Origin of the sequence: Paenibacillus sp. cl141a, assembly GCF_900109305.1 — a bacterium.
Lineage (GTDB): Bacteria > Bacillota > Bacilli > Paenibacillales > Paenibacillaceae > Paenibacillus_AQ > Paenibacillus_AQ lautus_A.
This window is the reverse complement of the sequence record NZ_FNZO01000015.1, coordinates 58,564-74,820: the sequence shown is the minus strand read 5'-3', so window position 1 is coordinate 74,820 and position 16,257 is coordinate 58,564. Positions and strand designations below refer to the sequence as shown.

At 45.2% G+C, this 16,257-nt stretch carries 15 protein-coding genes and 1 pseudogene; 10 read left to right on the top strand and 6 right to left on the bottom strand.

Features of this window, described 5'->3' with window-relative positions; genetic code table 11:
- Window positions 1-9: 9 nt before the first annotated feature.
- The 7 genes from BMX45_RS28090 (at window position 10) to BMX45_RS28050 (ending at window position 9,512) form a co-directional block, all read left to right on the top strand.
- Entirely contained in the window at window positions 10-915 is a 906-nt protein-coding gene (locus BMX45_RS28090; RefSeq protein ID WP_175495226.1) for an ABC transporter permease, read from the top strand.
- A 43-nt stretch (window positions 916-958) separates the two neighbouring features.
- Window positions 959-1,837, top strand: a complete 879-nt coding sequence (locus tag BMX45_RS28085; RefSeq protein WP_090913878.1) for a carbohydrate ABC transporter permease — start codon at window positions 959-961, stop codon at window positions 1,835-1,837.
- A 39-nt stretch (window positions 1,838-1,876) separates the two neighbouring features.
- Complete coding sequence (locus BMX45_RS28080; RefSeq protein WP_090913754.1) at window positions 1,877-3,607, top strand: sensor histidine kinase; 1,731 nt, start codon at window positions 1,877-1,879, stop codon at window positions 3,605-3,607.
- Window positions 3,608-3,619: 12 nt separating this feature from the next.
- Complete coding sequence (locus BMX45_RS28075) at window positions 3,620-5,302, top strand: response regulator (RefSeq protein WP_090913750.1); 1,683 nt, start codon at window positions 3,620-3,622, stop codon at window positions 5,300-5,302.
- Between the two features lie 96 nt (window positions 5,303-5,398).
- Window positions 5,399-6,673, top strand: coding sequence for a Gfo/Idh/MocA family protein (locus tag BMX45_RS28070; protein ID WP_090913748.1), 1,275 nt, complete (start codon window positions 5,399-5,401; stop codon window positions 6,671-6,673).
- Between the two features lie 830 nt (window positions 6,674-7,503).
- Entirely contained in the window at window positions 7,504-8,433 is a 930-nt protein-coding gene (locus tag BMX45_RS28055; RefSeq protein WP_090913746.1) for a poly(ethylene terephthalate) hydrolase family protein, read from the top strand.
- Between the two features lie 230 nt (window positions 8,434-8,663).
- The gene (locus tag BMX45_RS28050) at window positions 8,664-9,512 is read left to right on the top strand and encodes a hypothetical protein (protein WP_254778321.1); all 849 of its coding nucleotides are present in this window, start codon (window positions 8,664-8,666) and stop codon (window positions 9,510-9,512) included.
- 220 nt (window positions 9,513-9,732) lie between these two features.
- Here the strand turns inward: BMX45_RS28050 and BMX45_RS28045 are convergent, their stop codons facing one another.
- Window positions 9,733-9,942, bottom strand: coding sequence for a hypothetical protein (locus BMX45_RS28045; RefSeq protein WP_036660591.1), 210 nt, complete (start codon window positions 9,940-9,942; stop codon window positions 9,733-9,735).
- 225 nt (window positions 9,943-10,167) lie between these two features.
- A complete protein-coding gene (locus BMX45_RS28040; RefSeq protein ID WP_090913744.1) occupies window positions 10,168-10,626 on the bottom strand; it encodes a DinB family protein in 459 nt (152 codons plus the stop codon).
- Between the two features lie 164 nt (window positions 10,627-10,790).
- Between BMX45_RS28040 and BMX45_RS28035 the strand changes: the two genes are divergently transcribed.
- Both BMX45_RS28035 and BMX45_RS28030 read left to right on the top strand, forming a co-directional pair.
- Entirely contained in the window at window positions 10,791-11,420 is a 630-nt protein-coding gene (locus tag BMX45_RS28035; RefSeq protein ID WP_090913741.1) for a uridine kinase family protein, read from the top strand.
- A 29-nt stretch (window positions 11,421-11,449) separates the two neighbouring features.
- Window positions 11,450-11,734, top strand: a pseudogene (locus BMX45_RS28030) (chemotaxis protein); the annotation flags it as partial.
- A gap of 247 nt (window positions 11,735-11,981) precedes the next feature.
- Here the strand turns inward: BMX45_RS28030 and BMX45_RS28025 are convergent.
- The 3 genes from BMX45_RS28025 to BMX45_RS28010 form a co-directional block, all read right to left on the bottom strand.
- Window positions 11,982-12,623, bottom strand: a complete 642-nt coding sequence (locus BMX45_RS28025) for a peroxiredoxin-like family protein (RefSeq protein WP_090913739.1) — start codon at window positions 12,621-12,623, stop codon at window positions 11,982-11,984.
- A gap of 71 nt (window positions 12,624-12,694) precedes the next feature.
- Window positions 12,695-13,207: a hypothetical protein gene (locus BMX45_RS28020; protein WP_090913737.1), complete on the bottom strand. Its 513-nt coding sequence runs from the start codon at window positions 13,205-13,207 to the stop codon at window positions 12,695-12,697.
- A gap of 560 nt (window positions 13,208-13,767) precedes the next feature.
- On the bottom strand, window positions 13,768-14,352 hold the full coding sequence (locus tag BMX45_RS28010) for a TetR/AcrR family transcriptional regulator (RefSeq protein WP_090913733.1): 585 nt from the start codon (window positions 14,350-14,352) through the stop codon (window positions 13,768-13,770).
- Window positions 14,353-14,737: 385 nt separating this feature from the next.
- Here BMX45_RS28010 and BMX45_RS28005 point away from each other — a divergent pair, with 385 nt between their 5' ends.
- The gene (locus BMX45_RS28005; RefSeq protein WP_139212502.1) at window positions 14,738-15,070 is read left to right on the top strand and encodes an SRPBCC family protein; all 333 of its coding nucleotides are present in this window, start codon (window positions 14,738-14,740) and stop codon (window positions 15,068-15,070) included.
- A gap of 266 nt (window positions 15,071-15,336) precedes the next feature.
- Here BMX45_RS28005 and BMX45_RS28000 read toward each other — a convergent pair whose 3' ends face one another.
- Window positions 15,337-16,026 carry a response regulator transcription factor gene (locus tag BMX45_RS28000; RefSeq protein WP_090913729.1) on the bottom strand — a complete coding sequence of 230 codons (690 nt, stop codon included), beginning with the start codon at window positions 16,024-16,026 and terminating at the stop codon, window positions 15,337-15,339.
- Window positions 16,027-16,257: the final 231 nt, after the last annotated feature.

The following is a 16,257-nucleotide window of genomic DNA, read 5'->3' as shown; positions in this document are numbered from 1 at the left end:
GGTGAAGATATGAATAGTCTGACGCGCATATGGAAGAAGGAATGGCCGCTTCATTTGATGCTGCTACCGGGTTTGGCTTTTATTGTTATTTTTAGTTACATTCCGATGACAGGAATCCTAATGGCTTTTCAAAAATATGTGCCGAACAAAGGCTTGCTCGGCTCCCCGTTTATCGGATGGAGGAACTTCGAATTATTAATGGATTATCCGGATGTCGGCCGTATTTTCTTTAACACGGTATATATCGCTGTTATGAAAATCGTTGCCGGTTTGTTCGTGCCGATCACTATTGCTATTTTGCTTAATGAATTGCGAAGAGAATGGATGAAAAGAACATTCCAAACCCTGGTCTATCTGCCCCATTTCTTATCATGGGTACTGCTGAGCGGTATTTTGGTCGATATTTTGTCTCCTTCCTCCGGCATATTGAACCAGCTGCTTGGATGGTTCGGCATCAAGCCGATTTTCTTTCTTGGCGATAATAACTGGTTTCCTTATGTCATGGTCATCTCCGATGTTTGGAAAGAATTTGGATTTGGCACTATTGTTTATTTGGCAGCGCTAACAGGGATTAACCCTACGTTATATGAAGCCGCTGAAATCGATGGCGCGGGCCGCTGGAAACAAACCCTGCACGTGACGCTGCCGGGCATGATGCCGATCATCGTTCTGATGCTTACGCTTAATATCGGCAATGTGCTGAATGCCGGATTTGATCAAATATTTAATCTGTACAGCGCGCCGGTTTATGAAAGTGCTGATATCATTGATACTTTCGTGTACCGCATGGGGATCCAGCAAGCCCAGTTCGGATTTGCCACAGCTGTCGGCTTATTGAAATCCGCCGTATCTTTTATTTTCATTTCCGTATCCTACGTACTCGCCTACCGACTAGCGAATTACCGTATTTTCTAGTAGTAGAAAAGTCGGTGATTCAGAAAGGAGACAGACCGTGATCATGAAACCGTCATTCGGAAGAAGGGCTTTTCTAGTTTGCAATCTCATCTTTCTTGCGTTTATATCTTTTTTATGCTTAATGCCAATCATTCATATTTTGGCGATTTCCTTTAGCTCGGGCTCGGCGGCGGCAGCCGGCAAAGTTGCGCTGTGGCCTGTAGAATTTACAACGGCGGCTTATGATAACGTGTTCGGCAAGCCTGAATATGTAAGAGCCTTCGGCATTTCAATTCAACGGGTTATTGTAGGGACGGCATTAAGCATGCTGTTAACGATTGTTACGGCTTATCCTTTATCCAAGGACCGCAATACGTTTCGCCTAAGAACCGTTTATGCCTGGATTTTTGTCTTTACGATTTTGTTCAATGGCGGACTTATTCCTACCTATTTAACAATTAAAAGCTTGGGACTTATTGATTCTCTCGGAGCCCTGGTGTTTCCTATGGCGATTAACGTGTTTAACGTCATCCTGCTATTGAACTTTTACCGCAATCTGCCTAGGGAGCTTGAGGATGCTTCACGGATTGACGGAGCCGGGCATTTTGCAACGCTTTGGAAAATATATGTTCCGCTATCGTTGCCCGCACTGGCGACAACGGGGCTGTTCACGATGGTTGGGCATTGGAATAGCTGGTTCGACGGCATGCTTTATATGAATCACCCGGAAAATTATCCGCTGCAAACCTTCTTGCAAACCGTTATTATTAAGATGGATTTCCGATTTCTTAAATCAGAAAATGTGGAACTCATGCTCCAGCTGTCTGACCGTACAAGCAGGGCGGCACAAATCTTCGTAGCGGCTTTCCCGATTCTTATTGTCTATCCATTCTTGCAGCGGTTTTTCATCAAAGGCATTGTAATGGGAAGTGTAAAAGAATAATCAGGAAGGTCGTAGATCTCAGGCACAGGAGAACAAACGATGAAAAGTATATTCTTTTTACAGGATTCCTCTATATTTAGAAAAATAATGGCTGCCTTTTTGGCGGCCTTACTGCCGCTTATGGCGATTACCTGGATGATCAATGAGCAAGGGGCCAATCATATCCGTAGTGAAATCTCCGCTTCGATTTTGAATACGACAAGTTTTTATTTAGATTCCCTCGATCAGGAAGCAGACCGGATCAGCCGTTATTTACCTAACTATGTCATGGACAGGGATTTAATGGAGGTGGCGGCAACAGGTGAACAGATGAGCTCTTATGACCGGTCGCATAAAATATTGGATATTCAGCACCGCCTGGATTTAATGAAAAATTCCAGTCCATTTATTCGCGAGGCGAAAGCGTACATTCCGCTGATCGAGCGCACGGTGCTGAGCAACAGCTTTGAAACCATGCTAAATACGGAAGAATATGAAGCGATGCAGTCAGACAAGAAGCTTTACACGGAGCCCTTTATTTATTGGCAGGACCGGCTGTTTATTACGATGCAGTACCCCGCTGGCAAAAAAGACCCGCTTTATGTGGTAGGCGTTGAGCTCTCAACCGGCAAAATGAAAGAAACATTAGCACTAATCGGCAATAGCAGGGGCGGCCAGACTGTATTGTTTAATCTGGAGCGCGGCTGGGATATCCATAGCGGCTCCGACCTTGAATTGCATGATCTGATGAAGCAGCTGGCTTATGAAAAGCAGGGAGGGGAAGTGGATGGAGGCTATGATACGATCCATTATAAAAATAAGCGGTATCTAACCGTATTCAAGTATTCCAGCCTATGGAATTCATACGTGGTAACGAGCATACCGGAAGAGATGATTCTCGGTTCGCTGCAGGTTTATAAAGCTTTGTTTTGGTGGGCATGCGCGCTTGCTGTTTTTATTTTCTTATTCTTTACTTATTTTTTAATCCGGTTAATATACCGTCCATTGATCAAGCTGGTGCGTTCCTTCCGCCGCATGCAGCAAAACGAGCTGGAGCCGATCTTGATCGATCGCAGGAAGGATGAGTTCGGCTATTTATACCAGGCTTTTAACGATACCGTGAAATCTTTGAAAACACTGATTGAGGAAAATTATGAGCAGCAAATTCGCAATCAGCGTTCGGAGCTGAAACGGTTGCAATCGCAAATTAATCCTCATTTTTTATATAATTGCTTCTTTGTGCTTTGCCGTTTGATTAAATCCGATAGCCAGAGGGAAAAAGCTTACCAGTTCTGTTTATACATTGGGCAATATTTTCAGTTCATTACCCGCCATCATGATGACGACATCCCGCTGGAGATGGAGCTTGAGCATTCCCGTACTTACGTGGAGATGCAGTCGATCTGTTACGGCGATCGAATCCAAGTGCTGTTTGAGGTCGAGGCCCAGCCGATTCAAGTCCCCCGATTGATTTTGCAGCCTATTGTTGAAAATGCTTACAAATACGCCCTCGGCAATATGATCGGCACGGGCGAGCTATGGGTGCACAGTAAGCTGCGAAATGATGCTTATTACATTTATGTAGAAGATAATGGCGAGTTCATTACGGACGAGGAGATCGAAGCGCTTGATAAGAAGCTGCGTTATTCAACGAACCAGATGGAGGAGACAACCGGCCTGCTTAATGTGCATCGCAGAATTCGTCTTCATTATGGAGAAGAGTATGGCATTACCGTATCACGCTCTGAGCTTGGCGGGCTTCAAGCTATTATTAAACTGGGTATGAACTAAGGAGGAATCGCCATGTACAGGCTTTTAATCGTGGATGATTTGCCGATCATTGTAGATGGTCTTTTGGAGTTGTTCGAGAGAACGGAGCATTTGGAGCTTGAGGTCATGAAGGCCTATTCCGGTGAAGAGGCGCTTGAGGTGCTGTCCCATCACCGGATGGATATTGTGATTTCGGACATTAAGATGTCTGGCATAGAGGGTATTGAGCTGCTGCAGGAAATCAAATCGCAATGGCCAGCGTGCAAAGTTATTTTATTAACAGGGTTCGATGATTTTCACTATGCGAAGAGCGCCCTTACGTTTGGTGCCTTTGATTATTTGCTGAAAGTAGAAAGCGACGAGAAGATCATTCATACCGTTGTACGGGCGATAGAGGAGATTGAAGAGGAACAAGGTAAGGCGCAAATGATCCTGCGTGCCCAATCCAAAATGAGAATCGCGATGCCTTCCTTGCAGAAGGAATATATTTGGGGTTTATTACAAGGCAAGACGTTGACGGGGCAACAGCTTCGGAACGCTTTTGCGGAAATTGACATTCCGCTCGACGCATCGCTGCCTGTCTATTTGCTGATTGGCCGGATTGATGCCTGGAAGGAAATGTTCACGGCACCGGACAAGGCTTTGCTCGCTTACGCATTTCAAAATATCGGCGATGAGTATTTATCCGCCCATGTGCGCTGTTTCTCCGTCGTATTTGATATGAACAAAATGGTATGGATCTTTCAGCCTAAAGCCGGTCCGGAGATAACGGCGGATACCCGTACGATGGAATGGACCCGGGCATACCGCTATGTGAGCGGCAATTTGGAGACGATCCAGGCGACCAGCAAAAGGCTGCTGAACCTCTCCGTATCTTTTCTTATTGGCATCGAGGTTGTCCCATGGAATCGGCTGTCGGATCGTTTTCATGCGATGAAATACGGTCTTATGCAAGGCCATGGCTTGTTCCATGAGGTCATCATGAACGATAAAGATTTTCAGAAGTCCGAAGAAAAAGAGAAGGCGAAAAGCTATCATGACAGCTTTTTTCACGCTCGCGTACAGCTGCTGATGAGCTGTCTTGAAAATAATCACCGCGAGCAGTTTAATCATCTGTTTATTGAATTGACAGACATCTGGAACGAGCCGGATACTCCTTATGAGCGCAAGGTTGAGTTGTACCATTTCCTATCTGCGGTATTTCTGGCGCATTTGCACAAAAATAAAGATATGCGAGACTATATGAACACCCAGATTAATTTGGATATGCTGTTCCGCCAGGAGGAGACTGCTTCATGGACGGAACTGATTCCATACTATTGGCAAATTGCGGACTGCTTTTTTGAATGGAATGCGCTTCGAGGGACAGAGCTGCAGGCTGAGGTCGTCAATAAGGTGCATCGTTATATAGAGGAACATATTGCGGATGATATATCCCTAACCGCGATCGGGGATTATGTCAGCTTGAATCCATCCTATCTCTCAAGGCTATACAAACAGATCACGGGAATCGGTCTCTCTAAATACGTAAATGATTACCGCAATGTCATAGCAAAGGACATGCTGCTCAATACATCCATGAAGGTCAATGAAATTGCCGCCAAGCTCGGCTACAATTCAGCTCTTGCCTTTATCCGCTTCTTTAAGAAGCAAAATGATATGACGCCGCAGGATTTTCGGACGGCCCGCACCGAAACCATGCAGCAAGGTCAATAAATGTATATGGAATGTAAGCAATGATCTATTTTGATGCGCGGAGTCACCCCTTACAATGAAATTAGGATGCAACTGTACATGCAAGGGGGACTAACATTGAGAACATTAACGGCTGTACTATTAGGCGCAGGCAGTAGAGGTAGATACATCTATGGACCATATGCGGAGAAATTTCCGAATGAGCTGAAGTTTGTTGCCGTAGCCGAGCCGGATGATGAACGGAGACAACGTTTTGCAGAGATTCATCAAATCGCTGAAGAGCATGTTTATCATTCTTGGGAACAAGCATTCGAGCAGGGAAAAATAGCCGACGTGATGATCATTTGCACGCTTGATCGAATGCATTATATACCGACAATGAAAGCGTTGGAGCTTGGCTACCATGTCATGCTGGAGAAGCCGATGTCACCGAATGCGCGGGAATGCATCGAACTGGAGCAAGCGTCCCTTAAGTTTAAGCGTTTGCTGGTGGTCACGCATGTGCTTCGCTATTCCCCGTTCTGGTCGGGCATCAAAAAATGCATCGAGGATGGGGAGTTGGGTGCCATCGGCACCATTCAGCTGACAGAGAACGTAGGCTATCACCATATGGTTCATAGCTACGTACGCGGCAATTGGCGCAATTCCGAGGAAACAAGCCCGATGATTCTGGCCAAATCCTGCCATGACCTGGACCTCATCTCCTGGTTGATGGATGAGCCGTGCACAGCGGTCAGTTCCTTTGGCTCATTGCTTCATTTTAAAGCCGAGAACGCGCCGGAGGGTTCAACGAACCGCTGCATCGATGGTTGCGGAGTGGAGAGGGAATGTGCCTTTTCAGCGATTAAAATGTATTTGGAGCAACCTGCCGATCATTGGGCGCGCTATATGACGCATGATTTATCACAGGAAGGCATTATCCGGGCGCTCAAGGAAGGACCGTTCGGCCGCTGCGTCTATCGCTGCGATAACAATGTTGTCGACCATCAGGTCGTCAATATGGAATTTGCCAGCGGCGCTAATGCTAACTTTATTATGTCGGGTCTAACCCAAAGCGGTACTCGCCGTGTGCAGATTATGGGTACGCAGGGAGAGATCATGGGCGACATGGATAAGGGCTCATTTACGCTGTATCGCTATGCGACGGGCGAAGAGATTGAAATTAAATGCAGCGTTCAGGGCGACGGTCACGGCGGAGGGGATGAGCGCATGGTGAGCTCCTTCCTCCAAAATGTACATAAGTTTGATCGCAACATGACCCAAGGCCTTACATCGGCTACCGCTTCCTTGCAAAGCCATTTGATTGCCTTTGCTTCCGAACGATCTCGTCTGCAGCAGGGCAGAAGCATCAAGCTGACCGAGATGTATCAGAAGGAAGAGGCGGGCGTTTGATTGTACACAACTGCAAAACGATGTGGGATAGGCAATATGAAACGAAAATCACTTGCTGCGCCGTTTTTGAAAGAGCCATAACATGGACGAGAGCAGGATTAGGGCCAGAAGAATTATGATGTCGTTGCATGATATTTTTACAGAAGGTTTTATAAACAGCTGATCCATGTGGATCGGCTGTTTTTTCTTCGAGCTAACGGGCAGCTTAATTTAAGTTATACCTTATGCAACAGTAAGGAATGCATTGTATCCTATTCCATATGGAGGATGCCGGCTAGTTACATTCTACCGATGGACTAATACTGCATACACTGATCAATGCGAAAGATTTTTGTGAGCTGAATATCTTAAGCCTTGCAGCCAAAAATATGTCAGCATGCCCAGAAGCGTAATCATTCCACCTACAAATTGAAAGGCGGAGATCGTTTCTCCCAAAAATAGATAAGCCAGCATAATGGCCAAAACGAGTTCGCCGATATAATATAAGAAAAAGCTGGGGATGGGAATATGAGATTTCGATTCAAACCGTACAGCTATGGTACATCTTGATCTCCAATATGTCCGTCTCTCCCGTGCAAGCACTGAAACACGTCAAGCGGCAACAGGAGAGACTGCAATTCATGCTTAGCTTCATACATCAAAACTACTCGTTTCCTGTAACGCTGCAAGAAATTAAGTCTGTTAAAAAGTACCACGAAAGAACACCCAAAGAATTTCGAAAACATGGAGCAGAAATGAAATAGTCCAAAGTTTAACGTGTATCCATTCAGTTTCATACTTTAACAGAGAAAACGATAGAGAAATCGAAAGTCTATCGTGAGGTCACGTGTATGACGGTTCAGAAAAAACGAAAGTGGTTTTTATGGTTGTCAGCTTTAGTCCTGATCGTTGCAGTTCCAATAACAATTTTCATGCATATCATCATTCATTCTAAAGTACCAGAACTTACTGAAGGAAGCATCGAGCAGCGATATGCGCAGAAAGGAAGCTATCATGTAAAGGTAGAAGAAGTTAAGAGAATGAGCGGAGAGGCTTTATTCAGAATATACTACCCGGCATTTCAAGAAGACGAATCCTATCCTGTTATTTCATGGGGGAATGGAACAGATGCCACGCCAGATCGTTATGATGAGCTCTTAACTCATCTAGCTAGCTGGGGATTCATAGTCATAGATTCGTACAGCAAGACAACAGGAACAGGCAAAGAAATTGTGGAGGCTATTGATTATTTGAAAAATGAAAACGAACAAGCAAACAGCTTGTTTTATCAAAAAATACAAATGGAACATATTGGTGTAGCTGGACATTCTCAAGGGGCTACAGGGGTCATTAATGCACATACCAACTATAAAAGTGGATCGTTGATTAAGACGGTAGTTTCCATCGCTCTCCCGGATTTGAAGCATTGTGATCCGGAAGATGTATACGATACAGCACGTATTACCGTTCCTTTTCTCATTATGGGAGGTACGCGAGATTTTCTAATCTCACCGGTATCAACGAATCAATTAGCTTTACATAATACTCATGCAAGCACGCCTGTAATGATGGGGATGGCGAAAGGTGCTGCTCATACAGCGATTGAAGGCAATGGGGGCAATCATAGGGGGTACTTGACGGCTTGGATGAGATATCGGCTGTTTGATGATCAGGAAGCCATGAAGGCATTTCATGGGGAATCTTCCGAGATGATGCTATATACGAATTGGGTGGACGTTGAACAAGCTAATATGGATGATCATACATTCGTGAATCCATAACAATCATGTTTGGTTATATCCCCTCGTGGGATTATGTTCGTGTAATTTATAGGACTTTCTCTCTGGCGGAGTGCTCTTTTGATTGTATAGACGAAAAGAATCATTTTTCCGGGAAGTTTGATGAAATGGGTATACGACCTCTGTTGAATATAATACGATCAGTCTTATTACGTAACAAGTTCGAATTTACGACAACGGAGGGAAACGCTTTGAAGTACATTAGGACGATTATGATGATAGTAGGCGGCATCTGCTTGTTGGGCATTGGCTGTACCGTTCAGAAACAAGAATCGGAGATCACCCTAAGCGAACTCAAACAATCCGATAACAATATTCGCGTACCACATAATGACCGACTGCATATGTCTACTGATCAGAGGTGGGTTGAGGAAGAAGGGCATCAGTCTGATCTGATTCGGCTTCAATGGACGGCGGAAAGGGCTAAGCCTGCAATCGTGTGGCTCGACGAGAAGGGAATGAACAAAACGGCGATCATATCGCATGACAAGGCTAACAATCCTGATCAGCACGACCATAAGCATATCTCATTCGAGACGACGATGTCGCCAACGGGGGAATATCCGAACCAACTGTTTACCCGGTTTGAAATTCCTTACGATACTGACGTTAGCGAGATTCGTACGCATTCTTCCAACTTCAATGTAATGAACGGCATATTGCGAGTCGCAGGGGAAAAAGGGACTAACCGGGATATCCAGTTCAGTGTAGCCGGCAAGGAAAATGAGACGATAACGAGATGGGCCCTTCGGGCAGATAGTTCCGAAGAACCGGGGGATAATTCCGGAGCCGATATGCAGTTCGTTCGTTATGACGATGACGGCAACGTCGTTGATTCCCCGCTAACCATAAAGCGCAGCAGCGGTAATGTCGGTTTAGGTACGAATGACCCCGATACCAAGTTAGATGTAAACGGGGATATGCTTCGAATCCGGGACAAATTTACGCCAGCTTCATCCACAGATGCCTGTAGTCAGGGTCAGATAGCATGGGACGACGATTATGTATATGTTTGCGTTACCGAAAACAAGTGGAAAAGAACCGAGCTCTCGTCGTGGTAACATTGGATAGGTGATAGGCGAAAAGGGGCAAGTGCGGGAAAGGGTTCTTGTCCTTTAACAGTATATGTTCACGGATTGCCGCGGCACAAGAACATGGGCTAAAAACCATAGTGGGAGTTTCGGCATAGCAAGCATCTTCGATGCGGGTAGTTCAACAATCAAGGAGAACTCCTGCAAAATGTGTTATCCATATTTTATTTTGTCAGTTATCGCATCCCATTCACTCTTTCTTTTTTTTGAAGAAATCGAACTTGATCACATAATCAAAGAGAAAGGTGATTGCAACAGCTCCAAGTGGAATCATTGCGTATGCCCAAGGCGGATTATTTGGAGCTTCACCAGGGGGCGCATCAATTAAAATCTCAAAAAGAACAACACAGTAAATTACGGCCAATACAATACCTGTTACGTTCCTGCCTTTTTTACGCATGGCTATTTTTCACCTTCCTTAACTTTAACAACCACTGAATATAAATCCTCTTATTCGAGAAACGTTGTGAAGCGGGCCTTCCGGAACTTGAAGGTCTGGATAAGCTAAAGTGAACTGTTGAAGAAGGAGAGTCGGAAAGTCATTTTCAGCATCATTTTCTTGTGTATTAGTCCGACTTTGGGTTGCAACAGGCTTTACCATTGAAAGACAAAATGATCTTCACGTTCAGAAGAGAGGACCGGTGAATCCGTTCAGACGTGCGATGACGCCGATTTGACCGACATGGTACGACTCATGCTCGAAAACATGGTGAAAAATCCATCGCAGTGTCGGCGCCGATGGCGGTTCCCAACCATCTGAAAAACGAGGGAGCTGTATGTCGGGTGCATATTCATCGTAAACCATGGAATTGAGCTTGAGGTCCGTTTGGTTCCGAATGTCGATATAGGCCTGTAAAATTTGCTGTGAGTGGTCCAAAGTCCGGGGAAGTTGACATTTCCCCTTAGAACTAATCACGTTAATCCATTCGTCTTCGCTGCGCGCAATGTGCTCAACGATCCAGGCGATAGAGTTGGGATGATCGGGATGCGTTGCATACCACTGTTCTTCCGTCAATTGGTTTAAATAAGGGATCAGAATCTTCCTTACATCATTTCGATAAGGAAAAAAAGCAACTAATTTCATGATTCCTCCGGTAAAAAGATAGAATAAGTATAAGATGAATCTCTATCATCATAGAGGTTTATTATAGCTTAATATTTGGACGGGAACAACGGAATCTCAAGTGAATGGGAGGAAATCGGTAGAAACTAGCTTAAAATCCCTTTGAAAGTTTGGAAGTGTTAAATTTGGAAATGAGCCATTTGTCACAAAATTCATTTAATGCCGTTCAGTCAATTGTTTCTGCAATTAATCTCCATATGAATGATAAATATCCTTTAGTAGTTTCATTGGACGGAGGAAGTGGGGCAGGCAAATCTACACTTGCTGCTGGGGTAATCTTGCAGTTAGGTGCAGCAGTGATTCACTGCGATGACTTTTTTGATGCAACTGTCCCTGACAACGATTGGGACACATACTCATTGGAGCAAAAATGCCGTCGTTGTATTGACTGGCAACGTATGCTTAATGAAGCATTATTGCCTCTGTTAGAAGGTAGGAAAGCCCAATACTATCCTTATTACTTTTTATCTGGCAACAGCTTGGGATCGAACTTGGTGACGATTGAGCCTTCAAAGGTAATTATCCTTGATGGTATTTATAGCTCCCTCCTTGAACTACCCGATGTTAACCATCTTACAGTACTTGTGGATGTACCACCCGAAATTCGCCGTCATAGACATGATATTAGGGAGGGTACCGACGATTTGGATTGGCATCTTCGATGGGACTCGGCTGAGGACTACTATTTTACAGTTCTGCGTCCACCGACAACATTCGATATAATAGTGGTAAACAATGAATCTAATGTTATTTAGATTTAAATTATCTGAACTAGTGGGAAACCGATGGCATCTTGGTAGAAAGACCTGAGTTAAAGCCGCATTATGAAAAAGTTAAGGACATATTTGCTGGGTACCCCTTTTATATGGTTGAAGTGTTTTGTCCCTTGGAAATTTGTCGCCAAAGGAATATTGAACGTGGAGATAGAGCTGAAGATCAATCAGAATGGCAAAACAGAATGATGGCAAGAGATATACAGTACGATTGTACTGTCAACACATATTTAAATTCTTCAGAAGAATGTGCAGTTTCGATTCTAAAATGTTTGCATGGTAGGTCAAAAGATTAATCATGTTACGCCTCACGGGAAACAGCTCAATAACAACAAAAAGGCAGCCGACCAATGTGATCGGCTGCTTTTTTTAACTGACGTGCTGAGTATTCTGTAGATAGGTGAAGAGGGACAAAAACATTGCATCTTTGGTATCGTTTTTTGGTAGTATACAATTTCAATATAATAGCAAACTTCAAAGCGCCTTGTATTCGTGTTTACGATGTTGCGAGTACAAGGTGTTTTTCTGACAAAGAACAAAAACTTAAAGCTTTCTCAACTCATGCAGAATGTCTTCCGGATCCAATCGCTGCATAAAATCCGGATTGACATAGGCGGAACGGATAATACCAGATTCATCGATCATGAAGGTGGAAGGAATCGGCAGGACCCAGCGGTTCATCGCATTGTATTCCGTTAGGTCCATGCCTACTTGTTTCAAAATGTTCTGGATGTAGTCCGGAACGTCGTAAAGAATATTATAGAAGGCTGCCACGAGACCGTTTGTGTCGCTAAGCACTTGAAAGGACAGCTCTTCTTTCTCTTGCTGGGAAAGCGTGTTGTCCGGACTTTGTGGGCTGACTGCGATGAGCTGACCCCCAAGGGCTTCAATATCCGGAAGTAGCCTCTGATAGCTCTTAAGCTGAGTGTTGCAGAACGGGCACCATCCGCCCCGGTAGAAAGTTAGGACAACAGGTCCTTTGGACAGTTCATCATAGAGGTTAACCGATTCTCCCAAAGCATTCTTGAGTGTGAAATCCTTGGCCTTCTGCCCCTCCTGGCGGCCGTAAGCTATACCGGACTCCTGTTGCTCCTGGATCTGTCGGAATATCTCCGCTTGGATCTCCAAAGGGGTATGCGCTATAAATTCCTGTTTGACTGTGGCTAATGCTTGAGTTAATGACATGTTTTGCTCCTTCTTTTTAGTAATTATCCTCTCGGATTAAACCTAGACTCATTACCTTCCTTCCCACTTCTTTAAGTAGACATCTCGGCTGACGAGTCGAAAGTATCCAGTCTGTTTTGCCTGCGTAAATGGATGATTTGTGCTGTCAAACCTACGATAAAAATGACGAGGAGAGTGGCTTGAGCGCCAAGTAGGACTGGCGAACTCAGATCGGAGGCTAAGGGGTTGCCGTCTGGAACACGGGTCAGGATTTCAGTAACAGTCGGCAACATCAGCAGAAACGCCGTCAGGCTGAGGAAGATGGTCTCAAGGTACTTGCCGGAACGCCCAAAGCCTGAAATACGCCCGACGCCGTATCCGCCGAGCAGCAGCAGGATCGTTGCTGTGCTAATGACATAGCTTACCGACTGATGAGCGATGGGGAATACCGTGATGGCGCCGATCATCATCGAGATGAAGTAGGCGACACCAGGCCTTGACCTAGGGACAATCCGTCCGTAGCGAGCAAACATATATGTAGCCAGCGGAATGGCGGGCAAGCTGCTGAGCGTATGCACCCAGCCGAGTGATGAAATTCCAAACATAACTGACTCCTTTCAGTCCTTAAGGACAAGGGTGATTTGTTTTGTTATGTCGATAGATTTACGTGAGCCAATACTAGCGGCTGACATTATCTCTGGACGAATCGGACGTGGAAGGAGGCCTCGGCATTTGTGCCTGACAGTGCGAACCCGCCTTTTCTCGATCATCACCTACAGTACGCTATAGCTTTTAAAACGGCCGGCTGCGGTACCCACGTGCCAGAGACCATGACGCCCTTCAAGTTTTTCAAAAAATGGACCGACAAAGTGAGCAATCATGCTGCGAATTACCTCATATGCTCTGCTCACTGTAATAAATGTGGCAATTGTCCTCGTGTCCTTCGCGCCACCAATTGTCGGACTGCGAACGAACTTGCCTTCTTCGTAGACTGCCGACAACTAGATAACCTTTATCGGCACTTAGCGGATATGACGCGATTCGTTCGACAATAGCGAGCATATCCTCAACAGTACGTAGCCTCCTCTCTAGATGACTTAAGCTAAGGGGTTAAGTTAATCTCTTGTCATCTCGATCATGTCTGTAATTTTCGCCACTGGACCAATCACAATGGAATTGCGAGTCGCTCCAAGAGCGGGCCTGTCACGAAGCTGAACATAATAGGATCGCCATAGGCCCGTGCCGAAAGCATAGCTCCGTGAACCGTAGCCATGAATGCTTCGGCCTCGGCATGGGAGGTACTTCTAAGTTGAAGTTGCCCAAGCCGCGATCCGCGATCCAGCACGGATGTCAACCACGTTGACAGATTGCGGAAATGCTCCCTGACCTCCATGGCAACCTCCTCGGGAAGGACGGGGAGTTGACTTGCCAACAATGCGCAGACACAAATCGGAGCGCTAGCGTCCGCGATGCAGGCTTCCCAATACCCAACGTAAAAGCGAAGCTGTTCGAGAGCGTCGGATACTTGGAGTTCAATATTCTCCAACCCCGCTTCAGCTTCTTCCCGATACCGTGCAACCAGTGTTCGAACCAGATCGACCTTGCTCGGAAAATGGTGATGGATGCTCGCCTTACGAATCCCAACCACATCAGCAATGTCAGCATAACTAAAACCGTTGTAGCCGCCAGCGATGATCAAAGAACGAGCACAAGTCAGAATGTCATCAGAAGTAGTAGTTAAATTTTTCATATCACCAGTCTACCAACTAGTAGGTAGACTGTCAAGTGAGTTCCGAAATCTTATAAAAACTAAAGGAGGTGTATCTGGTCAGAGCGATCAGTTGCCTTTTTAAGCTAACGGCAGTGAACGTAGCCCCCAATTATGGGGGGGGAGATCGTGATCGACTGAATCTGAAGCTGATCGAGACCCAACCCTTCAGCTCCGGCATCGTGGTGCTACGCTACACGCCCGTTCGTTAACTGCCTGGCTGATCATCACGCCTGGCGTTACCAGACGAATATTAATGAGCACAAGAGGCAGCCGGTAAACATCTGTCGGCTGCTTCGACGTGGAGCTTTTCTTGCTGAACCTAACGAGCAAAGATACAAGTAGTGAGGAGGTATAAATTGACATTTTGCAGATTAATGGACACAACCAACACGGAACGAATGTTCGTGAAAATCGGATTGGAGGAACAAATTCAATGGATTTGATTATTGAAAAAATCAGAGATATTAATGCAAGTAAGAAAGTTGTTTGGAAGGTATTAACTGATCCTGATTCCATTAGAGATTGGTTAGGGGTACATATTGAAACCGATTGGAGAGAAGAGAGTCCGATCACATTTTCATACTCATGGGACGGAAAAAAACTTACCGATAAGGGACATATATTGAAATTCATGGAACCGGACACTTTCTCTTATGATTATTGGAGTGGGTTTTCGGGTCCCATTGAGAGTCGCTAATTTAGCGACTTTTTTTGTTTTAGTGGTACAAACGACAGACGCATAAAGTTATGAAATTATTGCTCTCATCTGCATGTGTTAATAACATATAACATGCACGACGCTCTAGTTGACATGCTGGGCAAGCCGTTGCCAACTCGAACGTACTATGCATCCCCAACTCGATGTTCGGACAACTCCTGGGTGGGTCCCGGTGTCAAAGCCTGGCAGCATCGAAACAGCCGGTCAAAGGGGGACAGTCCTTGGATAACCAAGGACTTTTGGCGTTAGGAGGCGACCATCTTCCGATATTCGTTCGCGCTTACGCCGGTATAGGATTTAAATCGCTTATAGAACCAGTCGATTTCCGTATAGCCCACTTCATACGCAATTTCGTAAACCTTGAGATCCGTTTGCTCCAGCAATATTTTCGCTCTTTCCATGCGCTGGATGAGCAAATATTCGTTAAAACTCATATTTTCATGGTTCTTGAACTTTTGACCAAGATAGGAGCGGTTGAAATTGAATTTGCTCGATAAGTCTTTCAGGGTAATATTTTCGTGAAGCATTTTTCCTACATATTCCTTTACTCTGTGGATCACGTCATCCTCAGTGTGGTGATGGTTGGCCTTTATAGCTGCTACGCTCTTCACCAATTCCTCAGCCGGCAACGTGCTCGGTAAGTAATCACTGACCTGAAGCTGCAGCGCTTTTCGGATGACGGCAAATTTCATGGCATCCTCGATGACGATGATGGGCAATCGACTTATCCTCCGGATCCGACCGCACAGTTCCAACCCTTCTTTAGGTTTGCCGTTCATGTTGATGACGGTCAGCGAATAGCCATTCTCCTCAATCAGATGCAGCGATGCGTCGCAATCATGTTCACAGATGTCTATGTTCATCCCGCATTTGCCCCAATCCTGCAGGCGAAGCATGTCGCTTTCGGAATAGCAACTCAGATTGATATACAGCATCTTAGATATGTTGACTCCCCCCCCCCCCGTACATTTCCTTAAACGGAATATCATTCAAAATGATTACGCTTACATTATGTTGCCTGATCCCGTTCTTCACAATGTGCTTTTCTTTGCATAGCTAGCCGTTCTTTACTTCTTTCATGGCTGGGTTATAAAGATCGGTTAACATGCCGCAGAACAAGCTGGCTATCTAGCGTTTCACAGGTTGAACATCCCGATTTCCCCAGG

What these genes read in the sequence shown, in the direction of transcription:
- BMX45_RS28090 (WP_175495226.1), top strand. Translation starts at nt 10, where the DNA reads ATGAATAGTCTGACGCGCATATGGAAGAAGGAATGGCCGCTTCATTTG.
- BMX45_RS28085 (WP_090913878.1), top strand. Translation starts at nt 959, where the DNA reads ATGAAACCGTCATTCGGAAGAAGGGCTTTTCTAGTTTGCAATCTCATC.
- BMX45_RS28080 (WP_090913754.1), top strand. Translation starts at nt 1,877, where the DNA reads ATGAAAAGTATATTCTTTTTACAGGATTCCTCTATATTTAGAAAAATA.
- BMX45_RS28075 (WP_090913750.1), top strand. Translation starts at nt 3,620, where the DNA reads ATGTACAGGCTTTTAATCGTGGATGATTTGCCGATCATTGTAGATGGT.
- BMX45_RS28055 (WP_090913746.1), top strand. Translation starts at nt 7,504, where the DNA reads ATGACGGTTCAGAAAAAACGAAAGTGGTTTTTATGGTTGTCAGCTTTA.
- BMX45_RS28050 (WP_254778321.1), top strand. Translation starts at nt 8,664, where the DNA reads ATGATGATAGTAGGCGGCATCTGCTTGTTGGGCATTGGCTGTACCGTT.
- BMX45_RS28045 (WP_036660591.1), bottom strand. Translation starts at nt 9,942, where the DNA reads ATGCGTAAAAAAGGCAGGAACGTAACAGGTATTGTATTGGCCGTAATT.
- BMX45_RS28040 (WP_090913744.1), bottom strand. Translation starts at nt 10,626, where the DNA reads ATGAAATTAGTTGCTTTTTTTCCTTATCGAAATGATGTAAGGAAGATT.
- BMX45_RS28025 (WP_090913739.1), bottom strand. Translation starts at nt 12,623, where the DNA reads ATGTCATTAACTCAAGCATTAGCCACAGTCAAACAGGAATTTATAGCG.
- BMX45_RS28020 (WP_090913737.1), bottom strand. Translation starts at nt 13,207, where the DNA reads ATGTTTGGAATTTCATCACTCGGCTGGGTGCATACGCTCAGCAGCTTG.
- BMX45_RS28010 (WP_090913733.1), bottom strand. Translation starts at nt 14,352, where the DNA reads ATGAAAAATTTAACTACTACTTCTGATGACATTCTGACTTGTGCTCGT.
- BMX45_RS28000 (WP_090913729.1), bottom strand. Translation starts at nt 16,026, where the DNA reads ATGCTGTATATCAATCTGAGTTGCTATTCCGAAAGCGACATGCTTCGC.